Raw genomic sequence first — 13,144 nt, 5'->3', positions numbered from 1 at the left:
CCCCCAAGAAAACCCAATGAAAACGCAGGCCAATTCCGAGAGAGCAAGCTATGGCCCGGTGGTGGAATCGCGTCACGTAGGGGTCAGCCTAGGAGATGAAAAAAGGAAAGGTGGTAATCGCTACCCACTCATCCCAGAGGACAAAACTGACTTTTCGCTTCGAAAGCGTATCGGCTTAGAAATAGATAAATGCTTATCGAATTTTCAGCTCATCCAGTTCTTTCCGGACTATTCGCAGAAGGACCTCAGCGTCTGCCTGGCTACCATAGGCTAGCGTGAAGAGCGTCAGGGGGTGAACATGAAGCAAATCGGCTAATTCTTCTACACGCGCCCAAGAGGGTGCTTTTGCTCCACTTTCAAGTCTGCTGATGTTCGACTGGGCGAGACCAAGCGCATCCTGAGGCATATCACGGGCAACACGCACGGCCTGCAACGCTCGACCAAAAGTATGCTTTTGCTTCATTTTTTCCCTTGGCAAATATCAGCCATAGGGCCACAATGCCGCGAAACGAGCCATGCCCTATAGGGCATATTTTCAGGAATATTATATGTTTGAGACCTATCAGGAATCGCGCATTCCCTCGCCTCCCTTTTTTGAAGGGAACACCATTGAATGGGATTTCGTGATGCTGTCCCTAAATTTGCCTTGGTTTTATGTGTCTTGGGGCTTTCGGTCCTCTGCTGAACCTAGCGAAGCCAGAGTCGAATTAAGGCTTATTCCATACATTTCGCTGCTGAAAAAACACCTTGAAGAGAGTGATTCTGAGTACTTCGTTGAGGACATCCAACTGGTTTCCCCTGGATGGCTAAATCAATCAGAACGCACAAAGATGCAGCCGCTTGTGAGGCTGATCTCTTATGAAGAGTCGTATGGGCCCGGCTTGACCAAGACTGAATTCGCTTATGAAGTTACAGGCGGCATCCGATACCCAGAGGGGCTTGACTGGGAAAGTTTACAATCAGTAAGGACTGTTTTCGAACAACAACAGTTACAAACCTTCTGATTTGAGATTTACAAATGAACTCACAACTTGATAAAGCTTTATGCATCAGGTATCCATCACTATTGTTCAGCAAAGACATGCCGAACAGTGATCAATTTTTCTTTGAGTGCGGAGACGGATGGTTCAACATAATTAATGCCACGTTAAACGTGATCTACAAAAAAAACACCACAAACAATCTAGAAGCATCTGTAACACAAGTTAAAGAAAAATTTGGCCTACTTCGCATCTACTGTAGACACGGAGACGACTATACAAACGCGGTGACTAATATCGCTGAGCTAATTTCACAACTAACCTGCGAGATATGCGGTAACGCGGGAGTTATCCAAACCATCAAGGGCTGGAATCAAGTTCGATGTGATACTCACAAATTGACAACAGCTAGTAATTCAAACATTCCGGCCCTGATCCCTGATGAATATTCTTCCAATTTGGCAAGAGCAGTCGAGTCAGTGCTAGACCTTTTCGGCTCTAATCCACAATGGGCTCTTAAATGGCTAAAAGAACCACTGACGATACTTGGGTACAAAAAACCATACGAAATGTTGCAAACCCACGAAGGCTGCTCCACAGTCATAAGACTCATCTACAGGCTGGAACATGGAGTTCTCCCATAGCTTCACGATTTACTTTTTTAGCCAAGGTGAAATATGGAAAAGCGATTAGTAATGGCCAATACTCCGCAGATATTGAAGTACCTCCAAAAAGAACTGAAATATGAGTTCAGCAAAGGAAAAGTTGAATTCCACGAAGTAAGAAATCTAATATCATCACCAAGGCTTTTTGATATGTATGTTAGAGGCGCATCCATTGAATTATTAGCCGCGGCTGGCAGTACATATCTTGATCAGCATACTATGCTAGCAGATAGGCATCAAAAAACTTATGCCGTTTCTATTGAAAAATGGAAGGAAATCGAAAAAACAACTGAAGTGATTGCTGACTTTAAACCTTTAGACAAAACAGTTTCGAACATACAAGTTTGGCCATACGAACCATCTTCGTTAGACGACGAACAGTTTTGTATCGCTGTTGCGCTGAGCTTCACCCGCGCGGAGCTTCTATATGAATATCGTATCTGCGGCGCGCTAGATACATTATTGGAGTCATACGGATTTATTGTGGATGAGCCTCACTATTAATTTGTCCAAATTATTGAACAACCTTTTCTTTAAAATGGCACGTCATCCTCCTCAAAATCAGGAGGAAGGATCACTGGTGGAACAACAGCTGGGGGTTGATTCCAAGGCAACTCTTCATCACCGTCTGCTTCCGCTTCCGCTTCCGCTTCCACTTCTGCTTCCGGATCAGGACGGGGTTTGGCCCAAGCACCAAAATCTGCATCACCCGACCGTGGTTTCGGATTCACGAAAGGGGCTTTAATCATCGTAGGCATAGATATACTTCCCCCAAATACTATTGCGGTTTGTCGAGGTAAACCCGAGATACGTTTTATCTCTCTTTTATCGGCCCACTCACTAGCAGACTGAATTGCAGCCAAATCTTTGTCGGATGTAAGTCGAAATGAAATCCAGTTATTACATTGGGATAATACTGTAGGTGAAATCTCTGAAGGCCGCTGAGTACTTAGCCAGAGTGCCAGCCCAAACTTTCGTCCCTCCTTCGCCAAGCGTTCATACGCTAGAGCATTATCGTTTGCATCCTCACCTGATCCTACTTGACGCAGATAATGGTGTGCCTCCTCCAATACTAGCAAGGTCGGAACTTTGTTTTCCTGTCCACGCTTGAAAAGCTCGTAAGCGTACAGCTCTAATAACGCCCCTAAAATGAAGGGGCTCAGGTCATGAGACAAATGGCGCAGGTTGACTATATGCATACGCCAAGGCTCTTCTGCTCCGCCAAATATACGTTCCACCAGCCTTGTCGACTCCCTTTCCCAATTTAGCACTCCAGGACCGCCTCCACCCTCTCCTCCGCTGACATCCACAACGTCACAAAACATTGGGTCTTCTGCAAAGCGATGGATACGCGTAACAAGTGGAGAGACATTTGAATAGCTGAATGAATCGCGCACTACTTGGCCGTTCCTCGGTTGAAGGCTATGACTCTCTGCTACAAGCGCAGCTAAAGCCGCCATAGGAGGCCAATGAGTAGCGGTGTGAGCTTGACCGCCCCGTACCTGCCGCATTCGAGTATCGGCCTCTAAAGCACCTTGCTGGCGACAGTCATCGAATAGATATGCAATGTTGTCGTTAGCGAGACCCGCGCCACGCTGTGCGGGAAACCACCTGATCTGGTGCAGGTGTTCTAGTGCGAATGTCAGAGCTGGCCGTTGCGTCTTCTCACTTGGGATTAGAAGGCGGTGTAGACCGCTACGGCCGAGAGCATAGTAGGGGATCTTAAATGCATCCTCGTCCTGCCCGCCAAGCGTGGTGCACTTTACAGCCCCCTCGGGTAGATCAGGGAGGTCAAATGCGCTTGGATATTCACCATTAATATCAAAAATGACAATACGTGCGCGTGGCAGCCGAAGGATTTGCTGAAGCACTACGGCAGTGAAACAACTCTTCCCTTGCCCTGAACTTCCGAGAACCGCTACATGTCGAGATACTAAATTTTCAAGTCCCACTATCAAGCTACCACCGCCACGAAGATCTTCGCCGAGTTTGATAGGAACGCTATCCTCCCCCTCATTTCCGAGAATGGCCGTCAGTTCTTCGCTGGTCAAAGGATATGCTTCTGCACCTAAAGGTGGATTTGCCAGAGAGTCACTAATAAATTTAATTACCCCGTCTTCCCTACCTAACCTCCCGACAACAATTCCTGAAACATTTCGAAGTGGCTCCGTTTGATGAGTGCTTGACCCTATTCCTTGGCGATGGGCTTCTCTAGGCTCATCAAAACTCAGAGACAACACCTTCATCACCAACGCCCGACTACCCGAGTCCAGTACAAGTAGACTGCCTATCTCAGTCACTGCTGAAACACCTTGAGCATGCGATGCAAGCTGTCCACGATGCATATCTAGAAGATTCAATGTGACATCAGAACCATCAATTCTGACTACGTAGCCTACCGGTAGGCGACTCCTCATCATGCTTCCTCCGCCGAAGCATCTGTAGCCCTAAGAGCCTTTTCTAGTTTCCTCAAATCCTCATCGTAAATCAGCGGGTCGGGCAGGTGACGGGCTAGTGAGTCCACATACGCAGAGGCCGCGCCGCCGCCCACCACTGTGACCCGTGGGTTCTTCAATGAAAGCAATTTGCGAAGAGCTGGAGGCAGTGCCAAATCCATTGGATCGCCAGTGAATCCCGATGCATAGATCACTAACTGTAAAGTCGGGTTTAGCAGTGCCGAGCGAATGAGTCTGTTTATATGCTCATCGCCAAATCCATATCCACAGAGTATCAAGCATGTCTGCGGTTTGTTCATGAACTCCGCGAATCTGCGAAATAGCTCACCGAGCACGTAACCTACCGTATCCATGTATTTCGCCGCTCTCGGCATCACCATCAGCCCGAGTTCTGCTCCCTCCCGCTGAGCCATAAACTCTGTAATTCGTTGGTGTGCTAACGAAGCGGGAATCTCGAAAACTTGGCCGCCCTCTTCTCTCCAAGTCAATGACCCATGTAATTTGGCCAGATAAATGTTGTACACACCAAACCTTGCCTCCCCCCTCGCTTGTGTATTGCGAAATCCAAGATCGAAACTTTGGGGAGAAAAACGGCGGGCATGGACTCCCAAAAAACCATTCGAGACTTGCAGGTCGATGGACTCTGCCGCCCACTCGATAGCGAGATCATAGTTGGTGGTGAAAATCCAAGGCGAAGATTGACCAGGCTGCCTTGCTGAAACCAGTTTCTGCAAAATAGTTCTTTGGCTTGCGAGCCGATTTTCGTCTGACTCCACACCACCGGGAGAAATCCACCAAGCATCCTGCAACAGCGCAGCACTCACGACCGTTCTATACAACGCCGCACGGGAGGTTTTGAGATCGGCGAGGTTTTGTAACTCTTCTTGTTCATCAGGAGCCAAACCAACCAGTTCGTCTTCTCCGATGAGTCCCGCTTTTCTGGTCCAGTCGGATAGCGCTATTTCCAGGCTATCTATCAAGCGCTCAATATTGGGGGTTATACGGTCTTGAGCTACTACAGCTTCCCTGGCAATGAACCCATACTCCACAAGCCATTCAGCATCAAGCGGGCACGCAGCTACAAAATGGTTCCATAGAGCGATCATTGTAAATCCACCCGCCGCCACCGAGGCCCCGGCCCCGAGCAACAAACCAATGTTTTCTAGACGTAGGAGTGATGCAAGGTGAGCCTGAAGCTCTACTTCGTCAGCTAAAAGTGAAGCTCCACGTATGGCGATAAACGGCATCCTGACCCCCGGGAAAATCAATCCATTCGTTGGGCAATGACAAGCGAATTCGAACTGCGAACAGCAGTAAACACCGAAAGCGTAGTCCGAAGCTGATAATTAGCCATGCTGTCGTGGTGCTCGCATCACTAACCGCTTGACGCCGGCTCTCCCAGCGATGGGGTGGGTCATAACATCACTCTTGGCCAGAAATGGTCTAAGGTCATCGCTGGATTTATGCTGATCACGCATTCAACGCATCAATAGGTTCAGGCAGCCAATCTGCCACCCGCCTTCGATATTAATTCGCCTTGTAGCGATTTTTCAGCAAAGTCTTCCGCAAGCTCTGCCGCTCCTATGCTCCCCTCTGTCAAGGTGGAACTACCCGTGCCTAATTCAGACCTGCAACCTTCCCTGCTCTTCAAGATCAACGAAAATCAGCTCGCCTTTGAGGCGGCTATCCTCGAACTATCTGGTGGGGTTGAACAACGAGGAGCAAGCGACGTTGCCGATAATGTACGCGGCGCCCTCGATTCAATCGGCAAGAATGAGAAGTTCCTTAAGCTGACCTTGGCCGCCTTCATGTCGCCATGAGTGTTGCGGACTGTAATCGGCCAATAGCTGCCTAATCAGCCTTGTTGCCCACTTCTACTTCTACTCAGGCGTTTTAATTTTATGATGTATCGCTTTTTCAGTAATGTGTTGAGTGCAGTTTTTGAGTGCTCAGGCATCGGATACCTTCAGGTCAACAACCGAAACCAAAACACTTTCAAACGGCATACCCTGAAAGGTAGTAGTTACAACTTCCACAGCGACAGCATTTTCGAGGTGTCGATTAAAATAGCTTGCATACCAGTTGATCTTGACCAACACATCCTCTTCACGTACAGCCCCCCTTAATAAATCAATGGTCCTTCTTTCGTTGGCCAAAATTTCGTAAGCGTTTGCACCACACATGTTTTGCGCAACCTTATTTGTTGAAAGACACAAGGAATCTAGGTACGTGACACCATCAGCTTTATCCAAAATCAATTCTGATTTCAATAGTCGTCCAACCGCATCATCTTGTAGCCCATCGATAAACGCAGTGAAATCTTCATCAGCCGCAATCCTTGGATACTTGGCAACTTTGCTTTCAGTGTGATAAGCCCTATTCATTGCTGGACCAAATATTGAATTCTCGGTATGCACCAAAGAACCACAAGAAATACCACCTCGCACAAGCAAACAAAATTTACTTGTTTTAACCAGCAACTTGATTAGAAAGTATCGAAAATTGGATAACCCTTGAGAATCTGCCGGACAAGAAAAAACTATCGAATCTGAAAAAGTAGTTATTGAAACACGATGTGCGCTGGCGGCTTTTTTTGTTTCCTCATATAGGGTATTTAGCGATGCTCTCATTTCATCAGACACAAAATTATAGTTAGAGTGTGCAAACAACGATTCCGGAGACCCATACATATCATCAACTGCTTGAATTTCAGCAATTACATTTTCAATCAATTCGAATTTTTCTTTATCTTTTTCGCTATCCATGACTAACTGGCCGAACCCAAGAATATCCACGAACCCGATTAATCGTTGCTTGTAACTCACTAGACTAGTCCTTAGTGGTATTGAATATCTGATTTTTTGGTTTCGCACAACAGGCACTCGTGCGCGAAGCACTTTGAGGATGTATCTTAAATAATATAACACCCAAGCCTGCATTACATCCTCAACAAAATCACTTGCGTGCAGATGTGCTTCGAGTTTGAATAGACTATCACGCTCCTTTCCCCATCGCTTTCCGTAGCATTGAGGGGAAGAAGACATTTGGACCACGGCTCGGAGGATAATCGCAATATTGCATATCAGAGGAAACAGATGCTATTTCTGCTTCATCGACAGCCGATTTTGGCCTGTGGCTGGACAAACGGGGTTGGTCAGAACGTTCGTGTTGCCCTGGAGACGACATAAAGCAGTACGTGCTCCGGGTTAAACGTACCGGCATATTAGGACATCGCAGTTCGTAAGAGGAAACATCTGGCATTATTCAGGCAAACTGACGAATGCCTGCCCTAATATTCATATATTAGCGTTGCGACAGAAAACATATGGAAATACACTACCCGAAACAAGCATTAAAAACAAAATCAGCAAGGAACAACAACTTAAATGACAACAGTAAAAGCTCCGCAAATTAACTCCAATGAATTCCTTAAATTTGTGGATACGCTAAATGACGCCATACAAATATCCGAACTTAAGGCGGATATTTATAACATTCCGCCTTTCAAGCCAGAGGCGTTAGAATCTCTAGAATACAATTCGAAATACCCGGAGGGCCAATGTTGGCATAATTGCTACCAATATACCCATCATAATGGGGGTAATATTGTTTTTGGCTGGCTTATCTTTGAAATAATTAATGACAGGTTTGTTGCTCAGAACCACGCAGTAATAAGGAGCAGTAATGGCAAGCTTATAGATCCAACTTATTGCAGTTCTATAACAACAGATGGAGTATTTATACCTGACACTCGCGCAAAAATACAATACAAAAACCTGCGTGCCCCTGGCTCATTTGAGCTACTCAAAAATGGGGAGACTATTTGGACTGACGGCGAAGCAGAACATAAGGATTTCATGTATAGATACTTTGAAGACAGCAAGGACCTTCAGAGCTTCATATCTTTTTACGTAAAAGATATTTAACTACATTTAATTGCGCCCCTTCGCATCGACCTTGCCCGAAAGATCGCTCAAGTTACAACTAACAAAAATATCACAGAGCGATCTGCGGCGGATCAGAAAATTGTCTGGGCAATACAAACGTTTATTTCTTCTTTCAGTTATTTTCGGTCCTTCTTGGTTGGCCGTTATCGGCCAGAAGCAGGCGCTGGAAGCCTGCAAACTAGCTCTCAACGGGTATACGACAACTGCTCCACCATGTCATATGGAATCACGACTCACTCATCATCTGCAATGGTTGCATCACTATTAGAGCGCCAATCGCGCGTGTATAGCAGCTTTTCGGAACTCAAATAAATAACAGCCCCTTTCGATACAATTTCAGAAGCAGACGCGGATTCGACTATCTCGCCGTCTAATGAAATAAAACTTTGTTGAGAAAGCGATGAGTATACTAGAAGCAAGTTCTCAATTGCTTTGTTTTCGACATTTTTAAATAGCAGCGAGTCGTGTACAAGATATGGAATTTTGGTGTGCCTTAGCAAGGACGTATCCAGCAATATTAAATTCGAATATGCCTTGCCTGTCCCAGTATCTTTGGGGATCTCGTAACTATAGCTATCAGGATTAAGGGTAAGTTGCGGGGAAGATCGCGCCTCCTTATAAATGAACTCGACCAAATTACTGATATCCTTGTTAAGGCTAACTTCAATACCTTTAAGAATTTCTAGTTTTTTACCTTTTAGACTGACTTTTAGTTCCTTAATTTTACTGCTTAGCTCTATGAGCTTCTCATATAGTTCATTTTCTTTGGATAGTTTTGCTAGCTCCAGCGATATATCCATTACAGAATCAACTATATAGGCTGGGTTTCCCGATTGGGCAAGCGCATGGGTAATTATCCTATTACACTCCTGAATGTCTGCGTCCACTAGGTTTATTTGGCTGATTAGTTCGCTTTCTTTCTCCTTGATTTCTTTGCGGAGAATATGTGTCAACCCCTTGTGAAAAGATTCAATATCTTCAAGTTTTTGTATATTTATACTGGGGATGATATCCAGTAAGGGTTGAAAGTTTCGCCTCGTAATGCTGCTGTTGCTCTCTAGATTTGACTTGACGCGCTCAAGCTCGCTAGAGAGTGTCATTTTCAGTTCGAGCAAACTGTTTTTTTGGACTTTTTGATCCAATACTTTCTCATCGATTAATTCGTTCACCGATATGGCTAGGGCCGCGAGTTGCTGCCGTATTCCATCCAGTCGGAGTTGATTGCTTGTGATTTTTTCTTGATTCTCTAAATATTTACTTTTCTGAATTTTGGTAATTATATTTTTTTTGACAGCACTGTTTAGCGATTTTAGTTCACTCTCAAGGTCAATCAGTCTGAAAGATAGATCGGATAAAGCACCAAACCGTTCAAATACTTTGATTATATAGTCAATACACTGCGAGCCTCGCTCCGCTCGAAAGTCATGTAGAGGTCTGCTTACATCAAGATTCTCACGACCCCAGACTCTAGTAACTGGGGAAACGACTGCTCGAAAACTCAAGTCTGTGATAGAGCTTGTGTAGTGCGACTTTAAAAACTCAAGGTATATTTCGAGATCCCAGATTTCCACTCCCCCTTCAGGGCCATGGAAATTAACGACATTTGCCGAACCTGTGTTTCTTTCAAATATATATTCACGATCTAGGATGATCATGTATTTGTAGCTATGATGGCCGAGGGTTTCAGCTACATCCTTACCATGAGATAAAAGTGTGCTGCCTCCATAGACGAAGTCGATCACTTTCAGCAATGTAGACTTACCTATAGAATTCGAATTTACCCTATCGCCCACTACAATATTCAAGTTCTCATGAAATGTAATACGCTTTTCTACGAACCAATTACACTCGATGAATTTCAGCATTTACTTATCATCCCTGTATTGAAATCCACTTCCAAAACGTCCGCCAAATGTAACGTTTCAACGGCATAAATGAAAAGATCGACCGAGTCGAAAGAACCTTTAACTTTTTTGTAAAGCTCTCTGACTGATGTGCGATCTTCAAATGCATTAAATATTTTGTCTATTTGCCCGAGTGATGAGTCTGAAAGTGAAATGAGTTTATTTGGGGTTATCATTCAAATATCTCACAATTCTGGATGTAGAATGATGCAATGATCTCGGAGGCTTCACTAGAGCTTGAATTTGAGCGAAGGCGGATCCACTCTACAATATTTTTGAAAATAGCTTGTTGATCACTGCTTGTCTTGGCTTGCTGAAGGTAAAAAGATTTAACCTGCACGGAGAGAATAGTCGACGCGTTAGGTGATTCAGCTTCTAATAGCTGGAGTTTCTTTCTTACGAACGAAAAATAGCTACTTACATTTTGCTTTATTCTAGTCGTTGTTAGCCTTGACATCGTCCCATTGATTTTTACGTCCAGCTCCTTGGGATCTAGATTCAAATCAGCATCACCTTCAGTTTCTTTCTCCAAAGCATCAATAATTTTTGATATCTCGGCCTCAATCTGGTGATCGTCCATGAGCTTTGCTTGGCGTTTATGCTCGATAATGCCTTGTTTCAGTTTTACCATTTCTCGGTATTCTTCGGCTGTTCTCGGGTTATCGAACTCGTTGTGGCAGAGCAGACAGAGTGCAATAAGGTTATCTAGGTGATCAACATCAGCGCTGAGACGGAACTCATTGACCAGCAATAAAACTTCGGGGGGCGTAGGGTTTAGCGGGTATATGTGAGCAATTTCATACTGTTTATTCGAAGTTTTAGATTTCGAATACATAAGTGGCCTGCCACATTTAGGGCACGCCGAGGACACTTCACTGACCAACTGGATGTTAATATTTGGAGTAAATTTCTTTCGTGGATTTGCAGACATGCTCTGTTCCTTGAGAGCCACGCGAGCAGCATAGAGTAAGAGCATAGTAGCCCATTGAGATCAAACTCAGTAGTGGGTCAATTCCCACCTAGATTCGTAGACACCTCTCAACGGCTGCTAGGCCGATTCGGGACGCTCAAAAAGGATGGGGGCAACGCGCTCACTGACGCGAATGCTGGTCGGGGTGAGTGCGGAGATGGGTTTGAATGTGCTCGCCTACAACTTGAAACGGGTCATGAAAGTCATCGGTGCTAACGGTTTGATGAAGGCGCTGTCGGCATAAAAAGGTTGATTTTGGCCCATCCCAGAGGCTGTAAAAACAGCGTTGAGATGTCCCATGTCGCGACTGATGCGACCCGCAGCATTGACCGTGCGATCGCTCAGCTAACGAACGTCGATGATCCAAGACGATGAGGCCAGTCCGTTTTTACACACTCTGGGCCAGAAGCGGACGTTCGATATGTCTATGAAATTGAGGGTGAGTCAGTAACGCAACAGGGTGACAAGTACGCAGTTATACCTCTGCCCCTCCCGACCGCCCTCCAGCACCAGGTTGAGCTTGGTTTATGCGTTGATGATTTTTGCTGCTCTGGGTTGATCAGAGCACTGGCATCAATGGATGTAGCAGAAGAAATCCGTGACCAGCTTACGAAATTTAATGCGGGCGCTACCGAGATTAGTCAGTTCCTTTGTAAACCATGCGACGTTTTACGCGTGCTTCCTACCTTCGGATCCTAGGAATGGCTTCCTTGGACAGAAAAATTGCGACAACCCTACCAGCTAACGAAAATGACGCGTGGGTAACACCTCGTCTATAGGCTTAGTCCTTGATAACATGCCGCCAGTACGGATACATTCGTGCAGCAAGCATGGCGCCGAGCGAAAACTCGGCTCGCGGGCTCAATGAATTACAGAATTGAACACATGGACAATAAAGAAAACTTCAACACTGTAATAAATTTAATTGCTCGCCAGCCTTGGGTCGGTACAAAAGTACCTGAACTTAGCCACATGCTTTACGAGGAGTGCAAGTGCGCAAACTCTCGGGAAATGCTAATAAAAATAATCAATAATTTTTCATATATGTCTAGGCAAGACTACAGCGAGAAACTCAATGCGCTGGCCGAAGAAGTAATGAATGAAGATGGCTACGAGGATGAAGCTCAAATAGTAGCAATGGCGGCAGACTCCGGCCCTGATAGCTCTCAAGAACTCCTCTACAACCTAAAGCACATTTTTACTCAAAAACAGTGGTTAAGCTTTAGCGGTGTCAACACATTTGGTGCGGCTTATAAAAACTATAAAAAAACAGGGAGAAAAAAACTTTACATTGTTGACGACTTCGTAGGCTCAGGACAAACCGTAATAAGCAGACATAATGAGCTTGTCAAAATATTCACGCACGCTCAAGTACCTGAGTTCTCTATATCTTTTAAGGTTTTAGTTTCAACTGAGCATGGTCTAAATGCTGTAAGAGAGGCAGGCATTAATATTTCAGCACAGCTTCTGATCAAAAAAGCTATTGATGGCTTTTTTCCAGAGGAAGTGGCAACTGAGTATCGTTCATTGATGAACATACTGGAGGTAGGACTTTCCCAAGAATACGAAGGAACGAAGCTGCCAAGCTTGGGGTATAACGGTGCACAGGCAGCATATTGCCGCGAAGCGGCAAATACACCTAATAGTGTACTCCCGATCTTTTGGTGGCCGTTTGACAGTAAAGAAAAAAAACGACTAACTATGCTTCATAGAGCGATGAGGGACGCATGATAAAATATACCACCCCCAGTCTGCTCCGTGCTGACTTTGTAATAATGCGAGTGTTACACGAGTCACTATCTGGCTTGCAACCTTACACGATCCTCAAGCGCAGCAAACTGTCCGGTGAAATATTTTTCAAGGTTTTTAGTTCTTTAGCCGCTAAGAAATTAGTAATCGAACATGACTCTTTAATCCATTTGAGCAAGACTGGCCGAGCGGTGTTTCTAGCAGGATCAGGTCGAGTTCTCGCGGGGCCCAAAAAGTGGCGTCAGGTCCCTACCAAGATGCGAGGACGCATCATTGGGATTGACGACTTTTACGTGCCGAATGTCTTCTTATTGGACCAATGATTGGAAGTGGAGGCGTAGGTTGCGTTTTTTTTGTTCTGTAGTATTCTCATCCTCGCCCACAGAGGCTAGTACGATGGAGTGAAGTCGCTCCCCTGGTTAAGGTGCTCGATAACCGATATTGCATCCGCCGGCGGTGAAGCATACCGGCTG

13 protein-coding genes and 1 pseudogene are annotated in these 13,144 nt (G+C 45.3%); 7 read left to right on the top strand and 7 right to left on the bottom strand.

Translation table 11 applies throughout. From position 1 onward, the window contains the following. Positions 1-193 precede the first annotated feature (193 nt). Positions 194-463: a helix-turn-helix domain-containing protein gene (locus ACYZT4_RS26490; protein ID WP_461983995.1), complete on the bottom strand. Its 270-nt coding sequence runs from the start codon at positions 461-463 to the stop codon at positions 194-196. A gap of 85 nt (positions 464-548) precedes the next feature. On the opposite strand from ACYZT4_RS26490, the gene ACYZT4_RS26485 reads away from it, so the two are divergent. From ACYZT4_RS26485 to ACYZT4_RS26475, 3 genes are read left to right on the top strand one after another with little or no spacing between them, the layout of a single operon-like run. Beyond that, the gene (locus ACYZT4_RS26485; RefSeq protein WP_461983993.1) at positions 549-1,004 is read left to right on the top strand and encodes a hypothetical protein; all 456 of its coding nucleotides are present in this window, start codon (positions 549-551) and stop codon (positions 1,002-1,004) included. Between the two features lie 14 nt (positions 1,005-1,018). Then, on the top strand, positions 1,019-1,624 hold the full coding sequence (locus ACYZT4_RS26480) for an antitoxin Xre/MbcA/ParS toxin-binding domain-containing protein (protein WP_461983991.1): 606 nt from the start codon (positions 1,019-1,021) through the stop codon (positions 1,622-1,624). A gap of 33 nt (positions 1,625-1,657) precedes the next feature. Continuing rightward, positions 1,658-2,149, top strand: coding sequence for a hypothetical protein (locus ACYZT4_RS26475; RefSeq protein WP_461983990.1), 492 nt, complete (start codon positions 1,658-1,660; stop codon positions 2,147-2,149). A 29-nt stretch (positions 2,150-2,178) separates the two neighbouring features. On the opposite strand, the gene herA is transcribed toward ACYZT4_RS26475, so the two are convergent. Together herA and ACYZT4_RS26465 are read right to left on the bottom strand one after the other, a co-directional pair. Further along, complete coding sequence (gene herA / locus ACYZT4_RS26470; RefSeq protein ID WP_461988810.1) at positions 2,179-3,990, bottom strand: anti-phage-associated helicase HerA; 1,812 nt, start codon at positions 3,988-3,990, stop codon at positions 2,179-2,181. Between the two features lie 71 nt (positions 3,991-4,061). Continuing rightward, entirely contained in the window at positions 4,062-5,348 is a 1,287-nt protein-coding gene (locus ACYZT4_RS26465) for an SIR2 family anti-phage-associated protein (RefSeq protein WP_461983988.1), read from the bottom strand. A 366-nt stretch (positions 5,349-5,714) separates the two neighbouring features. Here ACYZT4_RS26465 and ACYZT4_RS26460 point away from each other — a divergent pair, with 366 nt between their 5' ends. Further along, positions 5,715-5,921 (top strand): hypothetical protein, encoded by a 207-nt coding sequence (locus tag ACYZT4_RS26460; protein ID WP_461983986.1) that lies wholly within the window; start codon positions 5,715-5,717, stop codon positions 5,919-5,921. A 129-nt stretch (positions 5,922-6,050) separates the two neighbouring features. Here ACYZT4_RS26460 and ACYZT4_RS26455 read toward each other — a convergent pair whose 3' ends face one another. Then, positions 6,051-6,926, bottom strand: a complete 876-nt coding sequence (locus ACYZT4_RS26455) for a hypothetical protein (RefSeq protein WP_461983985.1) — start codon at positions 6,924-6,926, stop codon at positions 6,051-6,053. 561 nt (positions 6,927-7,487) lie between these two features. On the opposite strand from ACYZT4_RS26455, the gene ACYZT4_RS26450 reads away from it, so the two are divergent. Continuing rightward, the gene (locus tag ACYZT4_RS26450; RefSeq protein ID WP_461983984.1) at positions 7,488-8,027 is read left to right on the top strand and encodes a hypothetical protein; all 540 of its coding nucleotides are present in this window, start codon (positions 7,488-7,490) and stop codon (positions 8,025-8,027) included. A 254-nt stretch (positions 8,028-8,281) separates the two neighbouring features. Here the strand turns inward: ACYZT4_RS26450 and ACYZT4_RS26445 are convergent, their stop codons facing one another. The 3 genes from ACYZT4_RS26445 to ACYZT4_RS26435 are packed head-to-tail and all read right to left on the bottom strand — an operon-like array spanning position 8,282 to position 10,883. Beyond that, positions 8,282-9,913: a DUF2326 domain-containing protein gene (locus ACYZT4_RS26445; protein WP_461983982.1), complete on the bottom strand. Its 1,632-nt coding sequence runs from the start codon at positions 9,911-9,913 to the stop codon at positions 8,282-8,284. Then, entirely contained in the window at positions 9,907-10,128 is a 222-nt protein-coding gene (locus tag ACYZT4_RS26440; RefSeq protein WP_461983981.1) for an ABC-three component system middle component 7, read from the bottom strand. The genes ACYZT4_RS26445 and ACYZT4_RS26440 overlap by 7 nt, the downstream gene beginning before the upstream one ends. Next, positions 10,125-10,883, bottom strand: a complete 759-nt coding sequence (locus tag ACYZT4_RS26435; RefSeq protein ID WP_461983979.1) for an ABC-three component system protein — start codon at positions 10,881-10,883, stop codon at positions 10,125-10,127. The genes ACYZT4_RS26440 and ACYZT4_RS26435 overlap by 4 nt, the downstream gene beginning before the upstream one ends. A 126-nt stretch (positions 10,884-11,009) precedes the next feature. Here ACYZT4_RS26435 and ACYZT4_RS26430 point away from each other — a divergent pair. Both ACYZT4_RS26430 and ACYZT4_RS26425 read left to right on the top strand, forming a co-directional pair. Continuing rightward, positions 11,010-11,166 (top strand): annotated as a pseudogene (locus ACYZT4_RS26430) (IS5/IS1182 family transposase); the annotation flags it as partial. A 641-nt stretch (positions 11,167-11,807) separates the two neighbouring features. Next, positions 11,808-12,653, top strand: coding sequence for a phosphoribosyltransferase-like protein (locus ACYZT4_RS26425; RefSeq protein ID WP_461983977.1), 846 nt, complete (start codon positions 11,808-11,810; stop codon positions 12,651-12,653). The last annotated feature ends 491 nt before the right edge of the window (positions 12,654-13,144 follow it).

This window comes from Pseudomonas sp. GB2N2 (assembly GCF_054897705.1).
The sequence above is the reverse complement of the archived record's forward strand: the minus strand, read 5'-3'. Positions and strand labels throughout refer to the sequence as shown.

What these genes read in the sequence shown, in the direction of transcription:
- ACYZT4_RS26445 (WP_461983982.1), bottom strand. Translation starts at nt 9,913, where the DNA reads ATGCTGAAATTCATCGAGTGTAATTGGTTCGTAGAAAAGCGTATTACA.
- ACYZT4_RS26425 (WP_461983977.1), top strand. Translation starts at nt 11,808, where the DNA reads ATGGACAATAAAGAAAACTTCAACACTGTAATAAATTTAATTGCTCGC.
- ACYZT4_RS26485 (WP_461983993.1), top strand. Translation starts at nt 549, where the DNA reads ATGTTTGAGACCTATCAGGAATCGCGCATTCCCTCGCCTCCCTTTTTT.
- ACYZT4_RS26480 (WP_461983991.1), top strand. Translation starts at nt 1,019, where the DNA reads ATGAACTCACAACTTGATAAAGCTTTATGCATCAGGTATCCATCACTA.
- ACYZT4_RS26465 (WP_461983988.1), bottom strand. Translation starts at nt 5,348, where the DNA reads ATGCCGTTTATCGCCATACGTGGAGCTTCACTTTTAGCTGACGAAGTA.
- herA (WP_461988810.1), bottom strand. Translation starts at nt 3,990, where the DNA reads ATGCATCGTGGACAGCTTGCATCGCATGCTCAAGGTGTTTCAGCAGTG.
- ACYZT4_RS26440 (WP_461983981.1), bottom strand. Translation starts at nt 10,128, where the DNA reads ATGATAACCCCAAATAAACTCATTTCACTTTCAGACTCATCACTCGGG.
- ACYZT4_RS26450 (WP_461983984.1), top strand. Translation starts at nt 7,488, where the DNA reads ATGACAACAGTAAAAGCTCCGCAAATTAACTCCAATGAATTCCTTAAA.
- ACYZT4_RS26475 (WP_461983990.1), top strand. Translation starts at nt 1,658, where the DNA reads ATGGAAAAGCGATTAGTAATGGCCAATACTCCGCAGATATTGAAGTAC.
- ACYZT4_RS26490 (WP_461983995.1), bottom strand. Translation starts at nt 463, where the DNA reads ATGAAGCAAAAGCATACTTTTGGTCGAGCGTTGCAGGCCGTGCGTGTT.
- ACYZT4_RS26435 (WP_461983979.1), bottom strand. Translation starts at nt 10,883, where the DNA reads ATGTCTGCAAATCCACGAAAGAAATTTACTCCAAATATTAACATCCAG.